The sequence below is a fragment of the Methyloversatilis sp. S146-33 genome (assembly GCF_059552495.1).
Map to the genome: position 1 here is coordinate 114,600 of NZ_JCANOT010000021.1, position 18,876 is coordinate 133,475.

Sequence of the window (18,876 nt, forward strand, 5' to 3'; positions counted from 1 at the left end):
GCTCCCACAGGGATTGCGCATGGTCGACGGCCGGAGCGGGTTTCTGTGGGAGGGGTCTTCTGACCCCGACTGCAGCCTGTGCCGAAGCCCGCGCTTACGACGAAGATCTGAGTCGGGCCAGCAGCCGCCAGTCCTTGCCGACCGCCCGCAGGTCGCGGATGTCGACATCGATGCGCTGCGCCAGCGTGTCGAAGGGACCAAGGTTGAACAGGCCCATGCCGCGCCCGATCACGGTGGGCGCCAGATACATCAGCAGTTCGTCCACGCAGCCCTCACGCATCAGCGACCCGTTCAGCTTGTGACCGGATTCGGCATGCACCTCGTTGATGCCGCGCGCGCCGAGGGCCTGGAACATCGCCGGCAGATCGACCTTGCCACCCTCGTTCGGCAGCACCAGCAGTTCGGCGCCGGCGTCGCACAGGGCCTGCGCCTTCGGCGTGTCGTCGGACGCGCACACCACCAGCAGCGGTGAGCGTTCGATGTCTGCGAACAGCTTAGCCTGCGGCGTCAGCTGCAGCCGGGCGTCGACGATGATGCGCAGCGGCTGGCGCGGGGTATCGACCTCGCGCACGGTCAGGCTGGGGTCATCCTCGATCACCGTGCCGATACCGGACAGCACGGCACAGGCGCGTGCCCGCCAGCGGTGACCGTCGCGCCGGGCCACGGCGCCGGTGATCCACTGGCTGACGCCGTTCTCCAGCGCCGTCACGCCGTCCAGCGTCGAGGCAGTTTTCAGCCTGATCCAGGGCTTGCCGCGCGTCATGCGCGACACGAAACCGATGTTCAGCTCGCGCGCGTCGGCTTCCAGCACGCCGCATTCGGTCGCGATGCCCGCAGCGTTTAGGCGTGCCAGGCCGTTGCCGGCGACCAGCGGATTCGGGTCCTGCATGGCGGCGACCACGCGCGCGACCCCCGCGGAGATCAGCGCTTCGGCACAGGGTGGCGTGCGGCCGTGGTGGCTGCAGGGTTCCAGCGTGACATAGGCGGTCGCCCCACGCGCTGCTTCGCCGGCGGCGCGCAACGCATGCACTTCTGCGTGGGGTTCGCCGGCCTTCTCATGCCAGCCTTCGCCGACGATCTGCCCGTCGCGCACCAGAACGCAGCCGACGCGCGGATTCGGCGAGGTGGTCCACAGACCACGCGCGGCCAGCTTCAGCGCGCGCGCCATGAAAAGTGTGTCAAGCGAGGCGTCGTGCGCCATTCAGCCTCCCGTCTTGCGCGGTGCGCGCGGCGGTTTGGTCACCTCGCGCACGACCTCGGAAAATTCATCGACGTCCTCGAAGTTGCGATAGACGCTGGCGAAGCGGATGTAGCCGATCTTGTCGAGCTTCTTCAGCTCGCGCATCACCAGTTCGCCGAGGCGGTCGGTCGCCAGTTCGCGTACCCCCATCGTGAGCAGGCGCTCCTCAATGCGGTCCATCGCCAGATCCACCGACTCGGTGGTGACTGGGCGCTTGCGCAGCGCCAGCATCATGCTGGCGCGCAGCTTTTCGCGGTCGTAGTCGGCGCGCCGACCGTCCTTCTTGACGATCTGCGGCATCTTCAGCTCGACCCGCTCGTAGGTGGTGAAGCGCTTGTCGCAATGCGCACAACGGCGCCGGCGACGAATGATGTCGCCATCCTCGCTTTCGCGGGTTTCGACCACCTGGGTATCGGGAGAGCTGCAGAACGGGCATTTCATGGCGTCGCTCCGTGCATGGACGGCGCGAATGTTACGCCGGGATGCGGCATTGCGCCGCATTTCGTCCGCGCAGGCGCAGATTCAGGCCACGTCGCTCGCTTCGATCAACTTCTGATAGGTATAGGCGGACAGCGCCAGCCGGTCGCTGCCCTGCACTTCGACGAACTCCAGCCCGTGCTGCACCGCATGCGCCTCGCTTTCCGGGTCCGGATTGCTGCGCACCGAGCGGATACCCGCCTTCACATGTACGAACTGGTCGATATCGTCGAACTGCAGCCGGAACTTCAGCTGCAGCAGGTCGCCGATCTCGCCGAGCGCCGCCTTCGCGGCCAGCAACGCCCCGCCCTTGCTGATATCGATCAGGGTGCCGGCATACAGCGCGCCATACATGTCCGTCAGCGAAGTGATCAGCCGCACGCTGGCCCGCTGAGCCCGGCGCACGCGCATGCCGCGCACCTTCTTCGGATAGCTCAGGTGCAAGTAGGGAAAGGGCGTGTTCGACATCTTCAGCACGTGTGCCGGGAAGGCATACACGCTCTTGCCGGAGAAGAAACGCAGAACGACGGCAGCATCCTGCTTCAACATGGCATAGGCACCATCGACCATCGGCGGCGTCACCATGACGCTGCGCCCCTTGGCGTAGCCGAGCAGCTTCACCGCATGCCGCGACGCGTCGTCGGCTGCGCCCTGCAGTTGCAGCAGATCGCCAATCTGCAGCCGGATGTCCTCCAGCTCGAGCAGGATGCCCTCCTTGTCCGGCGCCGGCTCACCGTCCGGCACGATGCTGGAAGGCGCCTGCACCTGATTGGCAGCCATGCGGTCTCGGTAAAGACCGCGCTCGCTCAGCACGTCGAGCTGGTTCTGCGTCTGCACCACGACGCCGGCTTTCAGCAGCAGCTTGTTGTTCTGGTCGTACAGCGAATACGGCAGGGGCTTGCCCAGCACCACATCGGTCTTGCGCACGGGAATCATGACGGCCTCGGAGGCAGCGGTGTCCCCGGGGTATCGACAGGCCGCGCCGAAACTTGAAGCGGCCGCTCAGCGCCGCTGACCACGCGCCTTCATCAGATCGTGCAGGCTGCGCGCCGCCGGGACCAGCGGCGTGCGGTGCTGCGTCCAGCCCATCTGGTGTCGTGGTGCCAGCCAGCGAAAGCGGGTGGCCGCCCAGCGCAGCAGCCGGTAACGGCCCGGGCTGGCGTAGATGCCGCTCCAGAAGCGCCACACCAGCTTCTGGCCGACGCTGAACGAAGCGCCCTGCCCGGCCAGCGGCTGCGCCACCGCCGCGCCCGGCGCGCGATTGGCTTCGGTACGCAGACGCATCAGCAGCGACGGAATCGGGATGCGCACCGGGCACACCTCGGCACAGGCGCCGCACAGGCTGGAGGCGGTCGGCAGGTCGCGGCTGTCGTCCAGCCCGAGCAGATGCGGCGACAGGATCTGGCCGATCGGCCCCGGATAGGTGGTGCCGTAGGCGTGGCCGCCGACGCGCGCGTAGACCGGGCAGTGGTTCATGCAGGCGCCACAGCGTATGCATTGCAGCGTCGCGCGCAGCTGAGCGTCGGCGTAGGCCTGGGTGCGACCGTTGTCGAGCAGCACCAGATGCATGCGCCGCGGCCCGTCCTGGTCGCCGGGCCGGCGCGGGCCGGTGATCAGGTTGAAATAGGTGGTCGCCGCCTGACCTGTGGCCGAGCGCGGCAGCAGGCTGGCCAGCGGCATGGCGTGTTCCAGCGTATCGACCACCTTCTCGATGCCCATCATCGCGATGTGGATGTCCGGCACCGTCGTCGACAGCCGCCCATTGCCCTCGTTCTCGACCAGCCACAGCGTGCCGGTTTCGGCGATCGCGAAATTGACGCCGGAAATGCCGATGTCGGCCTGCATGAAGCGCTCGCGCAGCACCTCGCGGCCGGTGCGGATCAGCGCGTCGACGTCTTCGGTGTAGCCGGCGTCCGGAATCTTCTGTTCGAACAGCCGCGCGATGTCCTGCTTCGTCTTGTGGATGGCCGGCATGACGATGTGCGACGGCCGTTCGCCGGCCAGCTGCACGATGTACTCGCCCATGTCCGATTCGAGACACTCGACGCCGCACGCCTCGAGGTAGTGATTCAGTTCCACCTCCTCGCTCACCATGGACTTGCCTTTGATCACGCGCGTCGCGCCGGCATCGGTGGCGATGCGATGGATGATGGCGCACGCCTCGTCCGGCGTTTCCGCCCAGTGCACCTCGACGCCACGCGCCTGCAGATTCGCCTCCAGCTTCTCCAGCAATGCCGGCAGCTGCGCCAGCGCGTGCTTGCGCACCGCCTCGCCCAGATCGCGCAGCGCCTCGGTTTCCGCCGGGTCCGGAAACTGGCTGGCGCGCTTGTCGCGCAGGAAGTTCATCGCGCTGCGGAAGTTGTCGCGCAGTCCCTCGTCCGCCAGCGCCTCGCTGACGCGGTCGCGGAACTGCGCCGGCGACACGAAATGCAGGGGCTGGGCGCTCATGCCGTCTCTCCGTCCGCGATCACCACCACGATCAGTTCGCGCGGGCCGTGCGCGCCGTAGGCCAGCGTCTGCTGGATGTCGGCGGTGCGCGAGGGGCTGGACACCAGCACGCGGTTGGTCGGCATGTCGTCGGCCCAGCGCTGGCTGCTCGACGCGTGGTGCAGGTCGTCATACAGGTCGCGCGCGTCGACGCAGACCAGGCTGATCGGCGGCACCAGCGACAGCGTGCGCGGCAGTGCGCCGCCGTGGTTCAGCAGCAGCGCGCCGGTGGCCGCAATGCCGGCGGAGGCCGGTGTGAAACCGGCATCGATGGTCGCAAACATCTCCTGCTTCCAGGACTCGATCGCGCCGTCGAAGCGCACCGCTTCGATGGCGGACGGCAAGGTCGCCGCCAGCTCGTCGGCGCGCACGTCGCCGTTCAGTGCCAGGCGACGCACGCCGCGCAGGTGCAGCGCATCGGCTGCAACGCGCGCCCATTCCGCCGGCTGCGCCACCATCACCTCGGCGCGCGAGGCGCGCAGTCGCGCACACAGCTGCTGCAGGCGCTCGTCCGGCATCAGTCGTGGTCGCTGCGCGTAGTAGGCCGCCACGTCGGGTGGCGTCACCGGCGCGCCCGGCTCGGCCGCGCGCAGGCGGGCGAGGATGCGGTCGCGCGCGCTCATGCCTGCCCCTCCAGCCGGCGCATCAGGAAGCTCGCGAGGTGTTCGCCGCGCAGCGCCTGACCCTGGTGTTCCGCCGCGTGCGAAATGTTCAGCATGCAGCCGCAGTCGGCAGTGACGAAGCGCTCGCAGACCGCCGACAGGCTGGCCACCTTGTCGCGCACGATGGCGCCCGATATGTCCGCGTGCTTGAGCGAGAACACGCCGCCGAAGCCGCAGCATTCCGATTCGTTGACGTGCGTGTCGAGCGTGACGCCGGGCAATGCCGACAGCAGTTGCACGCCGTGTGCGCGGGTACCCATTTCGCGCCGCGCACTGCACGAGGTGTGCAGGCCGACGGTGACCGGTTCGGCGCTCGCCATCGAGTAATCCACATGCAGTACCTCGACCAGGAAGCCGGCCAGCTCATGCACACGGCCGGCCACTTCACGCGCGCGCGCCTGCATCGCAGGATCGTCGTCGAACAGCGTTGACCAGTGGTGACGCATCATGCCGGCACAGGAGCCGGACGGCACGACGATGGGCCAGGGCTGGTCGAACAGCGCGATCTGCGCCGCCGCCACGCGGCGCGCCTCGTCCGGGTTACCGCTGGTGAAGGCCGGCTGGCCGCAGCAGCTCTGGGCATGCGGGAAATGCACGGTCAGTCCTTCGCGTTCCAGCAGACGCACCGCATCGACGCCGGCCTGTGGCACGAAGAGGTCGATCAGGCAGGTACCGAACAGATAGACCTGATCGGGGCGCGGCGGGCGATCTGCGTGCATCGGAAGCTCCGGTGGGCACCCGTAGGTGCGATGGAACGGGATGATCGCGGCGCCGTCGCTTCAGGCAAAATTGGTCGGACCAATTCTCCTGGACACGTCACCATGCCGCCCACCGCCGCCGACCGCGCCACCCGCGAACTCGAAAGCCGCCTGCTCGACGGCCGCTACGCCGCCGGCGCCCGACTGCCGGCCGAACGCGCGCTCGCGGAAGAACTCGGCGTCTCACGCGGCACGCTGCGCGAAGCGGTGCAGCGCCTGTCCGCGCGCGGTCTGCTGAGCAGCCGCGTGGGCAGTGGCGTCTATGTGACCGACCGCCTTCACGGTGGCCTCACTTCACCGTGGCGCCAGCTGCTGACCGAACACCCGCACCTCGGCAAGGACATGCTGGAATTCCGCCGCGTACTCGAAGGCGAGGCGGCCGCCTTCGCGGCTGAGCGCGCGACGCGTGCCGACCTGACAATGCTGCGCGGCGTGATCGACCGCCTGCGCCGCGCCCGGCGCAACGACGATGAGGCGCAGGAGGTGCTGCTCGATTCGGTGTGGCACGGCGCCATCGCCACCGCTGCGCACAACGCGATGTTCGGATACCTGCAGGCCAATCTGCTTGCACTGCACCGCGAACACATGGCCCAGAATCACGCCGGCCTGCGCTTCGGCGACCGGGCGGTGGCGGAGGCGCTGTGGCAGCAGCACTTCGCGCTGTGGGAGGCGATCCGCGCACGGGCACCAGAGCAGGCGCGCGCCACCATGTACGCGCACATCGACTTCGTGCGGGCGCGGCTGGCGCCCGATGCTGCGGGCGCGCTGCCCTGATCTCGACGGCGGTCGGAATCGACGTCCGCGGCAAGCATCCGCCCCGTCGCTGCCAAGGCCGCTCCCACAGGGATCGCGCCCGACACGCGGCCGGCGCCGGGTTCTGGGGGCGGGGTCTTCTGCCCGCGACTGCACCCGCAATGCGCTGCGTCAGCGGCTCGGGAAGCGCCCGCGACCCAAGCCGTAGCGGCTGAGCCGGCGGTAGAAGGTGGCGCGCGGCATGCCGATCAGCGCGGCCGCCTCGGTGGCGCGCCAGCCGGTAGCCTCCATCGCTTCGACGATGCGCCGCCGCTCGTCGGCCTCGGCGTCACTGCGCGGCAGCGCGAGAGCGGGTGGCGGCTCGTCGAGCGCGCGCAGGATGTTGTCCGGCAGATGCTCGCGCGACATCGTGTCCGATTCGCACACCGCCACCGCATAGCGCAGCGTGTTGCGCAGCTGGCGGATGTTGCCGGGCCAGGCGTAACCCATCAGCTCTTCCGCCAGTGCCGCCGGCAGTTCGATGTCGCGACCGGCCGCGGCGCACTCCTCGTCGAACACCTGCTGCAGAACGTCGCGCCGGTCGCTGCGCGCACGCAGTGGCGGCAAGGTGAAGGTCGCGGCGTTGAGCCGGTAGAAGAGGTCCTCGCGGAAACGGCCGGCTGCAACCAGCGATTCGAGATCGCGGTGGGTGGCGCAGATGACGTTCAGATCGACCTTCTCCGGTTCGGTGCCGCCCAGACGCAGCACCTCGCCTTCGGCCAGCACGCGCAGCAGCCGTGTCTGCAGCGGCAGCGGCATGTCGCCGATCTCGTCGAGAAAGAGCGTGCCGCCGCTGGACAGCTGGATCTTGCCCGCCTCGCCCTTCGCCTTGGCGCCGGTGAATGCGCCTTCGCGGTAGCCGAACAGTTCGCTCTCGATCAGGTTCTCCGGAATCGCCGCGCAGTTCAGCGCAACGAAGGGCTTGTCGCGCCGCTCGCTCTGCGCGTGGATGGCGTGCGCGAACGCTTCCTTGCCGGAGCCTGTTTCGCCGAGCAGCAGGATGGGCAGGCGGCTGTTCACGATGCGCTTCAGACGCTGGATGTCACTGACCAGGCGGGTGTCGCGCGCGGTCAGCGTGCTGAAGTCGTGCCGCCCCTGCACCGCACGCCGCGTGACCCGTCGCTGCTCCGGCACGCGCACGATGGCCGACAGCGCCTGGCCGGTCGTGAGCCGACGCAGCGCGACCGGCATGCCCGGGCGGTCGTGCGCGGCGCGCAGCAATTCGTCGGCGCTCAGATCGAACACTTCATGGAAGGCACGCGGCAGCGGACCCGCGTGCTCCAGCAGTTCGACATGGGCGAGGAAATTGGCCTGCACCACGTAGCCGCGCTCGTCCAGCGCCAGCAGGTAGCTGCGTTCCGGCTCCAGTCCGCGGCCGATGCCACCAATCTGCAGCGTCCACCGGTGGCGGTTGGCTTCGATGAACCAGGCGTTCTCGATGAAGCGGGCGTTCTGCGCCACCAGCTGGAACACCACCGACTGGCTGCGCCGGTCGTCCGGTGAGGCCAGCGCCGAGGCGTTCAGCACGCCCATGATGTCGTTGTCCGGACCGAATATCGGTGCCGCGCTGCAGGTGATGCCGATGTTGTAGGCACGGAAGTGCTCACCCTTGTGCACCAGGATGGGCGCGCGATCGACCAGCGTCGTGCCGACGCCGCAAGTGCCTTCGTCCTGTTCGGACCAGCAGGCGCCGACACGGAAACCGCGCGATTTGAATTCGTGGTCTATGGTCGGCAGACCGCGGAAATCGACCGTGCTGCCGTCGGCGTCGGTCATCAGCACGCAGTAGCCGGCGTCCTTGATCTGGCTGTGCAGCTTGCCCACGCCGAGGCGCGCGAGCTGCAGGAAGGATTCGATGCGCCCGCAGCGCTCGCGCACCTCCGCCGCACTGAGGATGCGCGGCGCCGCCGGCACTTCGGGGTCCACCCGGTAGAGCTCCATCGAGCGCCGCCAGGAATCGGCGATGCGCGCCTCGCCCGCCAGCGCGAGCGCGCCGGCGCGCGCATCCGACGCTGCGGCGACCCGCCGCATGTGTTGCGAAAACTCGTCCCTGAATCGCATGGCCCGTCCTCCTCCGACACGTTTTCGTCATCGCCTTGCGGTCCGGCCGCCGGCTGTTTTCGCGACAGTGTAGGAGACGCCTTCCGCGCGCTTCAAGCGGAATCTCCGCTGCACCGCAGCATCGCAACACCCCTGCAAGCCACTGAATTACAAGGATTTGTCTCACTTCGAGTGAGATTCCGTCTCACCTGAGCGGGAATTCCCGCCGCCCTCGACCCGGCTTGTTCGCGGGATGGATTCCCCGTTCTGGCGGGCAAATCCGGCGTCGCTGCGTCGTTTGAAACACGTCTGCAACACAGCCCATACGCATATCGAGGCCACGTCCGGCACATGGCACGCCGCTCGCTCCAGCGCTGTTCGCCACACCCAAAACAGCGAGGAGACCATGGACAAGGACAACACGAAAAAAGTCGCCGACAGCGCGTGCGCCCCCTGCTGCATGCAGCGTCGCGATGCAATGAAGGCCGCCATCGCGGTCACCGTGATGCTTGGCAGCGGCCTGCGCAGCGCGCAGGCCAGCGAGCCGGCCGACCTGCCGCCGCAACCGGGCGACCGTCTGGTGCGCATGGACGACGAAGACACGCCGCAGCCGCTGAAGGTCGCCGACATTCCGCTCACCAGCAAGCCGGTACGCGCGCTGCCCTTCGCCGTGACCGATGCGCTCGTGCGCGACGGCAGCCGTCTGGGTCGCGTCATCCTGATGCGCTTCGACCCGGCGTCGCTCGACGACGAAACCCGCGCCCGCAGCGCCGACGGCGTGCTCGCCTACTCGGCGGTGTGCACCCACCAGGGCTGCGAGGTGAGCGAGTGGGACGCCAATGGCGGCGCGATGTTCTGTTTCTGCCACTTCTCCAAATTCGACCCGCTGAAGGCCGGTGCCGTCACCGCGGGTCCAGCCGGACGCGCCCTGCCCTGGCTGCCGCTGAAGAGCGAGAACGGCGAGCTGGTGGTGGCCGGCGCGTTCAGCTCCGTCCCCGGCGTGCGCAAGGGCTGACCGGCCGATCCCGCTTTACACCGTCCGGACGTCACAAGGCGAAGCGTCCGGGCTGCAGCAGCGGTCGCGCCCACGAAGCGCGACCACACCTTCGCCCTAAAACACAGGAGGAAGCATGAGAACCATGATGAAGCGGACCGCCGTCGCGGCGGCACTGCTCGCACCGCTGGTGGCCGGTGCGCTGCCGGCCTACACGCCGGTGACCGACGCGCGGCTGAACAAGCCTGAGGCGCAGAACTGGCTGATGTACCGCGCCAACTACGCCGGCTGGGGCTACAGCCCGCTCAAGCAGGTGAGCGACAAGAACGTCGACAAGCTGCAGCTGGCCTGGGCATTCTCGACCGGCATGACCGAAGGGCATCAGGCGCCGCCCATCGTGAACAACGGCTACATGTTCGTCGCCACACCGAACAACCAGGTCATCTGCCTGGAAGCGAAGACCGGTCGGGAGATCTGGCGTTACAAGAAAACCATTCCGGACGAACTGCAGCAGCTGCACCCGACCAACCGCGGTGTCGCGCTGTACGGTGACCGCGTCTACATCGCCACCACCGACGCCTTCCTGGTCGCGCTCGACGCCAAGACCGGCAAGGAGGTGTGGAAGACCGCGGTGGCCGACTGGAAGTCCGGCTACTACATGACGCTGGCGCCACTGGCCGCCAAGGGCAAGATCATGATCGGCAGTTCCGGTGGCGAATACGGCATCCGTGGTTTCGTCGCCGCCTTCGATGCCGACACAGGCAAGGAAGCGTGGCGGACCTACACCATCGCCGGCCCCGGCGAACCGGGCGGCGACAGCTGGCCGGGCGATACCTACAAGCGCGGCGGCGGCTCTGTGTGGATCACCGGCACCTACGACCCGGACACCAACCTCGCCTTCTGGGGTGTCGGCAACGCCGGCCCGTGGATGGCCGACACGCGCAGCGGCGACAACCTGTACGCCAACTCGGTGCTGGCACTGGATGTCGACACCGGCAAGCTCAAGGGCTACCACCAGTATCACCACAACGATTCGTGGGACTGGGACGAGGTATCCGCCCCGCTGCTGATCGACCTCGAGCACAAGGGCAAGAAGGTGAAGTCGCTGGTGCACGCCGGCCGCAACGGCTATCTGTGGATGCTGGAGCGCACCGACAGCAAGGTGAACTACGTCGATGCCTGGCCCTATGTCACGCAGAACGTATTCACCCAGCTCGACCCGAAGACCGGTCGCCCGACCTATGACCCGGCGCGCATCCCCGCCACCGGCAAGACGGTGAACTTCTGCCCCTCGCTGTGGGGTGGAAAGGACTGGCCGCCCGAGGCCTACAACCCGCACACCGGCCTGCTCTACATCCCGGCGCAGAACAATCTGTGCTCGGAACTGACCGGCGAGCCGGTCAAGTACAACAAGGGCGATCTCTACCTCGGCGTGTCGATCGAGAACGTGCTCACCAATGTGCGCATGACGCCGGAGTCGAAGGTGCATATCGGCGAAGTGCAGGCCTGGGACCTGAAGACCGGCAAGAAGGTGTGGACCCACACCTACCCGGAAATGAACTGGGGCCCGCTGATGACCACGGCCGGCAATCTCGTGTTCGGCGGCGGCACCAACGACCGCAAGTTCCGCGCCTTCAACGCCAGCACCGGCAAGCTGCTGTGGGAATTCCCGACCAACTCGGGCGTGACCGGCGTGCCCTCCACCTTCGAGGTCGACGGCGAACAGTATGTCGCCGTGCAGTCCGGCTGGGGTGTCGATGCCGAACGCATGCAGGGCGCTTTCAACGCGGTGCTCGACAAGAAGACCACCGTGCCGCAGGGCGGCGTGATCTGGGTGTTCAAGCTGCCCAAGAAATGATCCGCCGGGGCGCCCGCTCTGCCGCGCGCCTGCCCGACACAGCATAACAAGGACATACCCTCATGAGCACTGCTGCAAACACTCCCATCCGCGCCGCAAAGGCTGTCGTCTCCGCTGCCGGTATCGCACTGGCGCTGCTGTCCGGCAGCGCCAGCGCCCAGACCACCTTCGACGTGATCGGTCCGCACGAGTACGACCTGCCGGTGAACTTCGACCAGCCGTTCAACGTGTTCGTGCAGTACGCCACCGTGCAGCGCGACAGCCGGCTGTTCGATAATGACGGTGATCGCCAGCGCGGCAACAGCGCGCAGAAGATCATCGGCCTGTCGAAGTACGTGCGCTTCTGGACGCCCGAGTCGAACCGCAACATCGGTCTGGCCTTCGAGGTCATCCAGCCGACGGTGGGCATCCGCAACCGCGACGCCGTTGATCCTGACGCGCGCCATATCAGCGGTTTCGGCGACACCATCACCGGCGCGGCCATCTGGTATAAGCCGACGCCCGGTTCGACGCTGGGTTTCCAGACCTTCCTGCAGATCCCGATCGGCGACAAGGACGTCAGCGACACCAACTGGAAGAACCTTTCCAGCCTGCTGTGGTACGTGCCGCTGACCGAGCGCATCGGCTGGACCGGCGACCTGGGCTTCGTCGCGCAGAGCCGGCGCGACGACGGCAACCGGCCGGGCATGCTGTGGCACACCAACAACCGCTTCGGCTATCGCGTAAACGACTGGCTGGAGCCGTTCGCCGGTGTCGACTACGAGCGCATCAGCGGCCGCAACGGCGCCGGTGACTCGTGGGGCTTCGATGGTTCGCTCGGCGTGATGTTCCATTACTACGGCAACCAATCGATCGCGCTGCGTTACTCGCACGGCATCGAGGGCGAGAACCGGCCGGTCAACAACAGCATCAACATCAAGTACGCCTACGTCTGGTAAGTCCCGGCCGGAGGCGTGCCGCGGCGCGCCTCCGGCCTCACTCAAGGAGGCATCAAATGAAACTGCTGCACGCACTCGCACTGAGCATCGCCCTGCTGGTCGCACTGTGGGTCTGCCTGAGCATCGGCATGCCGAACCTGCAGCTGAACCCGTGGATAGGCTTCGTCGCCTGGGCCACCTTCTTCGCCGCTGGCGGCGGCAGTCAGGCGCTCGGCAAATCGGCCTTCGCCGCGCTGGCCGGCGTCGTGCTGACCGCCGGCACGATGTGGCTGGTCGCGCTGGCCGGCGGCAGCCTGCCGGCGCTGGCGCTGCTGGTCGCGGTGCTGGCCTTCGTGCTGGTGGCGATGGCCGACGTCGCGGCGCTGTCCTACACACCGGCCGCCTTCCTTGGCGCGGCCACCTATTTCGGCGCCACCGGCGACACCTTCGAGAAGGCGCTGTTCGTCGGCCTGACCTGGGTCGCCGGCCTCACCTTCGGCTACCTGTCCGAATCCTTCGGCAAACGCATGACGCGCGCCGCCTGATTTCCGTCCCAAGGAGAAGCTGCAATGAGTACCCATCACAATTACATCGACGGACGCTTCGACGAGGCCGACGTCGCCACCCGCATCGAGGTGTTCAACCCGGCCACGCACGCCTTGCTCGACACGGTGCCTGAAGCCGGCGTCGCCGCGGTCGAACGCGCGATCGCCGCCGCCCGTGCGGCACAGCCGCAATGGGCGAAGCTGCCGGCCATCCAGCGCGCAGCGCATCTGCGCAAGGTAGCCGAAGGCCTGCGCGGCGTGCGCGAGGAGATGGCGCGCCTGCTGACGCTGGAACAGGGCAAGACGCTGGGGCTGGCGCGCGTCGAGGTCGACTTCACTGCCGACTACCTCGACTACATGGCGGAATGGGCGCGTCGCATCGAGGGCGAGGTGCTGACCAGCGACCGCCCGGGCGAAAGCATCTTCCTGCTGCGCAAGCCGGTCGGTGTGGTCGCCGGCGTGCTGCCGTGGAACTTCCCGCTCTTCCTGATCGCCCGCAAGATGGCGCCGGCACTGGTCACCGGCAACACCATCGTGATCAAGCCGAGCGAGGAAACGCCGCTCAACGCCTTCCTGTTCGCGAAGCTGGTGCACGCGGCCGAACTGCCGCGCGGCGTGTTCAACCTGGTCGGCGGCCGCGGTGAGACCACCGGCGCCGCGCTGACCGGCAGCCGCGCCATCGACATGGTGAGCTTCACCGGCAGCGTCGAAACCGGCAGCCGCATCATGCAGGCCGCCGGCCGCAACCTGACCCGCGTCAATCTGGAACTGGGCGGCAAGGCGCCGGCCATCGTGCTGGCCGATGCCGACCTCGATCTCGCCTCGACCGCGATCACCGCCTCGCGCGTCATCAACACCGGGCAGGTGTGCAACTGCGCCGAACGCATCTACGTGCAGCGCGCAGTCGCCGACGAATTCATCACCAAGCTCACCGCGAAGATGGCCGCCACCCGCTACGGCGATCCGATCGCCGACCCGAGCATCGACATGGGCCCGCTGGTGAACAAGGAAGGCCTGGACAAGGTCGCCGCCATGGTCGAACAGGCCAAGCGCGACGGCGCCCAGTGCGTGCTCGGTGGCCAGATCGCCGACCGCGCGTCGGGCTATCACTACGAGCCCACGGTGCTGATCAACTGCCGCGCCGACATGGACATCATGCGCCGCGAAATCTTCGGCCCGGTGCTGCCGGTGCAGCTGGTCGACGATCTGGACGAGGCGGTGGCTCACGCCAACGCGTCGGACTACGGCCTGACCTCGTCGGTCTATACGCGCGACCTCAATGCTGCAATGCGCGCGATCCGCGACTTGCAGTTCGGTGAGACCTATGTCAATCGCGAGAACTTCGAAGCGATGCAGGGTTTCCACGCTGGCCGCCGCAAGTCGGGCATCGGCGGGGCCGACGGCAAGCACGGGCTGTATGAGTACACGGAAACCCACGTGGCCTACATACAGCACGGCTGACGCGCGATCCGGGTGAGGCGATCCCTCACCCGCCGTACGCCATCCGGGTCTTGTACAAGACCAGACGATCTCCTCGGTTGCGGGCACTCCGGCCCCGGAGTTGCCCGCTTTTTTGCGGCCGGACGACCGGATTTCGGTTTTCCACCACTGGCGGCAAGTCCGGGGGGTGTCCATAATTGCGACACGTCGACGCGGGCGATCCCTGCGTTCGACGCTGCCATGGCAGCTACCCGCTGCCGCTTCAGAGCTGTCGACACTTGCATCACCCATGCGCAGACGGACAGGCGCTTCGGACGAGTTTCTCCTCGCCCGGCACGCTGACGACCCCGGGCGGGCTCCATGCCCCGACCGGGTTGTGCATCGGCGGTGCATCTGATCGAACGGCTCGATCAAAAAAGAGGAGAAAGCCTGGATGTCTGCACTACCCAATCCCCTGCTCGCTTCCGATCCGGATGCCGTCGAAACCCAGGAATGGCTCGACGCGCTGGAAGGCGTGATCGAACACGCCGGCGAGCAGCGTGCGCATTACCTGATCGAGCGGCTGACCGAGCTGTCGCGGCGCGCCGGCATCAACATTCCGTACTCGGCCACCACGGCATACGTAAACACCATACCGGCCGGCAAGCAGGTGCAGGCGCCCGGTGATTACGAGATCGAGCACCGCATCCGCAGCTACATCCGCTGGAACGCGATGGCCATGGTGCTGCGCGCGAACAAGGACACCAATGTCGGCGGCCACATCGCCAGCTTCGGCTCCAGTGCCACGTTGTACGACGTGGGCTTCAACTGGTTCTGGCATGCGCCCAGCCCGACCCACGGCGGCGATCTGATCTACTTCCAGGGCCACTCGGCACCCGGCATCTACGCCCGCGCCTTCATGCTGGACCGCCTGACCGAGGCGCAACTCGACAGCTTCCGCCAGGAAGTCGGCGGCAAGGGTCTGTCGAGCTACCCGCATCCGTGGCTGATGCCGGACTTCTGGCAGTTCCCGACCGTATCGATGGGCCTTGGCCCGCTGCAGGCCATCTACCAGGCCCGCTTCATGAAGTATCTGCAGGACCGAGGCATCGCCAACACCGAAGGCCGCAAGGTGTGGTGCTTCATCGGCGACGGTGAGACCGACGAGCCGGAAACGCTGGGCGAGATCGCGATGGCCGCGCGCGAAAAGCTCGACAACCTGATCTTCGTCGTGAACTGCAATCTGCAGCGCCTCGACGGCCCGGTGCGCGGCAACGGCAAGATCATCCAGGAACTCGAAGGCGATTTCCGCGGCGCCGGCTGGAACGTGATCAAGCTGCTGTGGGGCAGTTACTGGGATCCGCTGCTGGCACAGGACAAGACCGGCCTGCTGGCGCAGCGCATGATGGAAGTAGTCGACGGCGAATACCAGACCATGAAGGCGCGCGACGGCGCCTATGTGCGCGAGCACTTCTTCGGCAAGTACCCGGAACTGGCGGCCATGGTCGCCAACTGGAGCAATGACGACATCTTCCGCCTGAACCGCGGCGGCCACGACCCGCACAAGGTGTATGCCGCCTACCACTCGGCGGTGAACCACACCGGCCAGCCCACCGTCATTCTGGCCAAGACGATCAAGGGCTATGGCATGGGCGGCTCGGGCGAGGCGCAGAACATTTCGCACCAGCAGAAGAAGGTCGATCTGGAATCGCTGCGCGAATTCCGCGACCGCTTCGACCTGCCGATCAAGGACAGCGAACTGGAATCGCTGCCTTATCTGAAGTTCGACGAGAACTCGAAGGAAGTCGCCTATATGCGCGAGCGCCGGATGGCGCTCGGCGGCTACCTGCCGCAGCGTCGTTCCAAGGCCGAACCGCTCGAAGTGCCCCCGCTGTCGGCCTTCGATGCGCTGCTGAAAGCGTCCGGTGAAGGCCGCGAACTGTCCACCACGATGGCCTTCGTACGCATCATGAACATCCTGCTGCGCGACCCGCACATCGGCAAGCGCGTCGTGCCCATCGTGCCGGACGAATCGCGCACCTTCGGCATGGAAGGCATGTTCCGGCAGATCGGCATCTGGAACCAGGAGGGCCAGAAATACGTGCCGCAGGACGCCGACCAGCTGATGTTCTACAAGGAATCGAAGACCGGCCAGATCCTGCAGGAAGGCATCAACGAAGCCGGCGGCATGAGCGACTGGATCGCCGCCGCCACCGCCTACTCGGTGCATGGCGTGGCGACCATCCCGATCTACATCTTCTATTCGATGTTCGGCTTCCAGCGTATCGGCGACCTGATCTGGGCCGCCGGCGACCAGCGCTCGCGCGGCTTCCTGGTCGGCGGCACGGCCGGCCGCACCACGCTGAACGGCGAAGGCCTGCAGCACGAGGACGGTCATTCCCACCTGTGGTCCGGCGCAGTGCCGAACTGCATCAGCTACGACCCGACCTTCTCGTACGAAGTCGCCGTCATCGTGCAGGACGGCCTGCGCCGCATGATGGCCGAGCAGGAGGACGTGTTCTATTACCTGACGGTGATGAACGAGAACTACGAGCACCCGGCGATGCCGGAAGGCGCCGAGGCGGATATCCTGAAGGGCATGTACCTGTTCCGCCGCGGTGCCGCCTCCAACGGCCCGCGCGTGCAGCTGACCGGCAGCGGCACCATCTTCCGCGAGGTGATCGCCGCCGCCGACCTGCTGAAGAGCGACTGGGGCGTGGAATCCGACCTGTGGTCATGCCCGAGCTTCACGCAGCTGGCCCGCGACGGCGCCGACTGCGCGCGCTGGAATCTGCTCAACCCGCTGGAAACGCCGCGCGCCTCGCACGTCGAGAACTGCCTGCGCGACACGCGCGGTCCGGTGATCGCGGCCACCGACTACGTGCGCCTGTTCGCCGAGCAGATCCGCGCCTATGTGCCGCGCCGCTACGTCGTGCTGGGCACCGACGGCTTCGGCCGTTCGGACACGCGCGAGGCGCTGCGCTCGCATTTCGAGGTGGACAGACACTGGGTGACGGTGGCGGCGCTGAAGGCGCTGGCCGACGACGGTGCGCTGGACCGGGCGAAGGTGGCGGACGCCATCGCGCGCTACGGTCTGGACGTGACCAAGCCGAACCCGCTGTACGTCTGAGTCGGAAGAAGCGGACCGCGGATCGACGCCGACACGCCCGATCGTCCCGGATGAAGACCCCTTCTGGTCCTTGTCCGCGACGACCGGAGCTGTCCGCGCCGATCTGCGGTCGGCCTTCAACACCCACGCCCCGGTCGCGCTGTGCGCGGCCGCATCGAATGCGAGGCTTGAATGAGCACGATCAATATTGAAGTACCCGACATCGGCGACTTCTCCGATGTCCCCGTCATCGAAGTGATGGTCAAACCCGGCGACCGCGTCGAAGCCGACGCGCCGCTGGTATCACTCGAATCGGACAAGGCCACGATGGACATTCCGGCGCCGCACGCCGGTGTCATCGGCCAGATCACGGTCAAGGTCGGCGACCGCGTGTCGCGGGGCAGCGTGATCGGCACGATGGAGGTGGGCGAGGCGCCCGCCGCCGCGCCCGCCACACCGGCCCCCGCACCGGCGCCCGTTGCCGCCGCCGTGGCACCGGCTCCGGCAAAGGCTGTCGCTGCCGCTCCAGTCGCAGCCGCCGGCGCCGCACCAGCCACGACCACGCAGTCGGCCCGCGGCGACTACACGCCGGCCGCCGGCGCGGTCGCACTGCCCAGCGCCGCCGACATCGCGGCCGAGCTGGTGGGCGGCAAGAAGGCGCACGCCAGTCCGTCGATGCGCGCCTATGCGCGCGAACTGGGCGTCGATCTCACCCGTGTGAAAGCCAGCGGTCCGAAAGGACGCATCACGCGCGAAGACATCAACGCCTTCGTCAAGGGCGCGCTGCAGGCGCCGGCCACATCCGCACCGGCCGTTGCCGGTGGCGGCAGCGGCCTGGATCTGCTGCCCTGGCCCAAGGTCGATTTCACCAAGTTCGGCGACATCGAACGCAAGCCGCTGTCGCGAATCCGCAAGCTGTCGGCGGCCAATCTCGCGCGCAACTGGGTCATGATCCCGGCGGTCACTTACCACGAAGAAGCGGACGTGACCGACCTCGAGGCCTTCCGCCAGCAGATCAACGCGGAACAGGCCAAGGCCGGCGTCAAGCTCACCATGCTGGCCTTCATCATCAAGGCGGTGTGCGCGGCGCTGAAGAAATTCCCCGAGTTCAACAGTTCGATCGACCTGCAGGCGGAAGAGCCGGCGCTGATCATGAAGCAGTACTGCCACATCGGTTTCGCCGCCGACACGCCGGGCGGGCTGGTGGTGCCGGTCATCCGCGACGCCGACAAGAAAGGCGTGGCGCAGCTTGCCGCCGAATGCGGCGAGCTGGCGACCAAGGCGCGCGACGGCAAGCTCTCCGCCGCGGAAATGCAGGGCGCCTGCTTCACGATATCCAGCGTGGGCGGCCTCGGCGGCACCGGTTTCGCGCCCATCATCAATGCGCCGGAGGTCGCCATCCTCGGCGTCAGCCGCAGCACGATGAAACCGGTGTGGGACGGCTCGGCCTTCCAGCCGCGGCTGATACTGCCGCTGTCGCTGACCGCCGATCACCGCGTGATCGACGGCGCAGCCGCCACCCGCTTCAACGCCCATGTCGCCGCGCTGCTGGCCGACATGCGTCGCGTACTGATGTGA

The 18,876-nt window shown here is 67.4% G+C and carries 15 protein-coding genes; 8 read left to right on the top strand and 7 right to left on the bottom strand.

The window, feature by feature from the left end; translation table 11 throughout:
* Positions 1–94 precede the first annotated feature (94 nt).
* From ribD to AC51BJ_RS06835, 6 genes are all read right to left on the bottom strand, one after another.
* Positions 95–1,201, bottom strand: coding sequence for a bifunctional diaminohydroxyphosphoribosylaminopyrimidine deaminase/5-amino-6-(5-phosphoribosylamino)uracil reductase RibD (gene ribD, locus AC51BJ_RS06810; protein WP_496279726.1), 1,107 nt, complete (start codon positions 1,199–1,201; stop codon positions 95–97).
* Positions 1,202–1,681, bottom strand: coding sequence for a transcriptional regulator NrdR (gene nrdR / locus AC51BJ_RS06815; RefSeq protein ID WP_019919492.1), 480 nt, complete (start codon positions 1,679–1,681; stop codon positions 1,202–1,204).
* A gap of 81 nt (positions 1,682–1,762) precedes the next feature.
* The gene (locus tag AC51BJ_RS06820) at positions 1,763–2,653 is read right to left on the bottom strand and encodes a flagellar brake protein (protein WP_496279727.1); all 891 of its coding nucleotides are present in this window, start codon (positions 2,651–2,653) and stop codon (positions 1,763–1,765) included.
* 66 nt (positions 2,654–2,719) lie between these two features.
* Positions 2,720–4,165, bottom strand: a complete 1,446-nt coding sequence (locus AC51BJ_RS06825) for a LutB/LldF family L-lactate oxidation iron-sulfur protein (RefSeq protein ID WP_496279728.1) — start codon at positions 4,163–4,165, stop codon at positions 2,720–2,722.
* Positions 4,162–4,827, bottom strand: a complete 666-nt coding sequence (locus AC51BJ_RS06830; RefSeq protein ID WP_496279729.1) for a LutC/YkgG family protein — start codon at positions 4,825–4,827, stop codon at positions 4,162–4,164. The genes AC51BJ_RS06825 and AC51BJ_RS06830 overlap by 4 nt, the downstream gene beginning before the upstream one ends.
* The gene (locus AC51BJ_RS06835; protein ID WP_496279730.1) at positions 4,824–5,585 is read right to left on the bottom strand and encodes a (Fe-S)-binding protein; all 762 of its coding nucleotides are present in this window, start codon (positions 5,583–5,585) and stop codon (positions 4,824–4,826) included. Before AC51BJ_RS06835 ends, AC51BJ_RS06830 begins: the two co-directional genes overlap by 4 nt.
* A gap of 102 nt (positions 5,586–5,687) precedes the next feature.
* Here AC51BJ_RS06835 and AC51BJ_RS06840 point away from each other — a divergent pair, with 102 nt between their 5' ends.
* Positions 5,688–6,398: a FadR/GntR family transcriptional regulator gene (locus AC51BJ_RS06840; RefSeq protein ID WP_496279731.1), complete on the top strand. Its 711-nt coding sequence runs from the start codon at positions 5,688–5,690 to the stop codon at positions 6,396–6,398.
* Between the two features lie 150 nt (positions 6,399–6,548).
* On the opposite strand, the gene AC51BJ_RS06845 is transcribed toward AC51BJ_RS06840, so the two are convergent.
* Positions 6,549–8,477 carry a sigma-54-dependent Fis family transcriptional regulator gene (locus tag AC51BJ_RS06845; RefSeq protein WP_496279732.1) on the bottom strand — a complete coding sequence of 643 codons (1,929 nt, stop codon included), beginning with the start codon at positions 8,475–8,477 and terminating at the stop codon, positions 6,549–6,551.
* A gap of 385 nt (positions 8,478–8,862) precedes the next feature.
* Here AC51BJ_RS06845 and AC51BJ_RS06850 point away from each other — a divergent pair, with 385 nt between their 5' ends.
* The 7 genes from AC51BJ_RS06850 (at position 8,863) to aceF (ending at position 18,876) form a co-directional block, all read left to right on the top strand.
* A complete protein-coding gene (locus AC51BJ_RS06850) occupies positions 8,863–9,471 on the top strand; it encodes a QcrA and Rieske domain-containing protein (RefSeq protein ID WP_496279733.1) in 609 nt (202 codons plus the stop codon).
* Between the two features lie 115 nt (positions 9,472–9,586).
* Positions 9,587–11,308, top strand: coding sequence for a methanol/ethanol family PQQ-dependent dehydrogenase (locus AC51BJ_RS06855; RefSeq protein WP_496279734.1), 1,722 nt, complete (start codon positions 9,587–9,589; stop codon positions 11,306–11,308).
* A gap of 62 nt (positions 11,309–11,370) precedes the next feature.
* The gene (locus AC51BJ_RS06860) at positions 11,371–12,246 is read left to right on the top strand and encodes a transporter (RefSeq protein WP_430432951.1); all 876 of its coding nucleotides are present in this window, start codon (positions 11,371–11,373) and stop codon (positions 12,244–12,246) included.
* A 56-nt stretch (positions 12,247–12,302) separates the two neighbouring features.
* Positions 12,303–12,770: a DUF1097 domain-containing protein gene (locus tag AC51BJ_RS06865; protein WP_018230257.1), complete on the top strand. Its 468-nt coding sequence runs from the start codon at positions 12,303–12,305 to the stop codon at positions 12,768–12,770.
* A 24-nt stretch (positions 12,771–12,794) separates the two neighbouring features.
* Positions 12,795–14,231, top strand: coding sequence for an aldehyde dehydrogenase (gene aldA, locus AC51BJ_RS06870; protein WP_496279735.1), 1,437 nt, complete (start codon positions 12,795–12,797; stop codon positions 14,229–14,231).
* A gap of 412 nt (positions 14,232–14,643) precedes the next feature.
* Positions 14,644–17,319, top strand: coding sequence for a pyruvate dehydrogenase (acetyl-transferring), homodimeric type (aceE, locus tag AC51BJ_RS06875; protein ID WP_430432949.1), 2,676 nt, complete (start codon positions 14,644–14,646; stop codon positions 17,317–17,319).
* 171 nt (positions 17,320–17,490) lie between these two features.
* Entirely contained in the window at positions 17,491–18,876 is a 1,386-nt protein-coding gene (gene aceF / locus AC51BJ_RS06880; RefSeq protein WP_496279736.1) for a dihydrolipoyllysine-residue acetyltransferase, read from the top strand.

Bases quoted from the DNA above. Each gene is read 5' to 3' on its own strand.
- ribD (WP_496279726.1), bottom strand. From the start codon at position 1,201: ATGGCGCACGACGCCTCGCTTGACACACTTTTCATGGCGCGCGCGCTG.
- nrdR (WP_019919492.1), bottom strand. From the start codon at position 1,681: ATGAAATGCCCGTTCTGCAGCTCTCCCGATACCCAGGTGGTCGAAACC.
- AC51BJ_RS06820 (WP_496279727.1), bottom strand. From the start codon at position 2,653: ATGATTCCCGTGCGCAAGACCGATGTGGTGCTGGGCAAGCCCCTGCCG.
- AC51BJ_RS06825 (WP_496279728.1), bottom strand. From the start codon at position 4,165: ATGAGCGCCCAGCCCCTGCATTTCGTGTCGCCGGCGCAGTTCCGCGAC.
- AC51BJ_RS06830 (WP_496279729.1), bottom strand. From the start codon at position 4,827: ATGAGCGCGCGCGACCGCATCCTCGCCCGCCTGCGCGCGGCCGAGCCG.
- AC51BJ_RS06835 (WP_496279730.1), bottom strand. From the start codon at position 5,585: ATGCACGCAGATCGCCCGCCGCGCCCCGATCAGGTCTATCTGTTCGGT.
- AC51BJ_RS06840 (WP_496279731.1), top strand. From the start codon at position 5,688: ATGCCGCCCACCGCCGCCGACCGCGCCACCCGCGAACTCGAAAGCCGC.
- AC51BJ_RS06845 (WP_496279732.1), bottom strand. From the start codon at position 8,477: ATGCGATTCAGGGACGAGTTTTCGCAACACATGCGGCGGGTCGCCGCA.
- AC51BJ_RS06850 (WP_496279733.1), top strand. From the start codon at position 8,863: ATGGACAAGGACAACACGAAAAAAGTCGCCGACAGCGCGTGCGCCCCC.
- AC51BJ_RS06855 (WP_496279734.1), top strand. From the start codon at position 9,587: ATGAGAACCATGATGAAGCGGACCGCCGTCGCGGCGGCACTGCTCGCA.
- AC51BJ_RS06860 (WP_430432951.1), top strand. From the start codon at position 11,371: ATGAGCACTGCTGCAAACACTCCCATCCGCGCCGCAAAGGCTGTCGTC.
- AC51BJ_RS06865 (WP_018230257.1), top strand. From the start codon at position 12,303: ATGAAACTGCTGCACGCACTCGCACTGAGCATCGCCCTGCTGGTCGCA.
- aldA (WP_496279735.1), top strand. From the start codon at position 12,795: ATGAGTACCCATCACAATTACATCGACGGACGCTTCGACGAGGCCGAC.
- aceE (WP_430432949.1), top strand. From the start codon at position 14,644: ATGTCTGCACTACCCAATCCCCTGCTCGCTTCCGATCCGGATGCCGTC.
- aceF (WP_496279736.1), top strand. From the start codon at position 17,491: ATGAGCACGATCAATATTGAAGTACCCGACATCGGCGACTTCTCCGAT.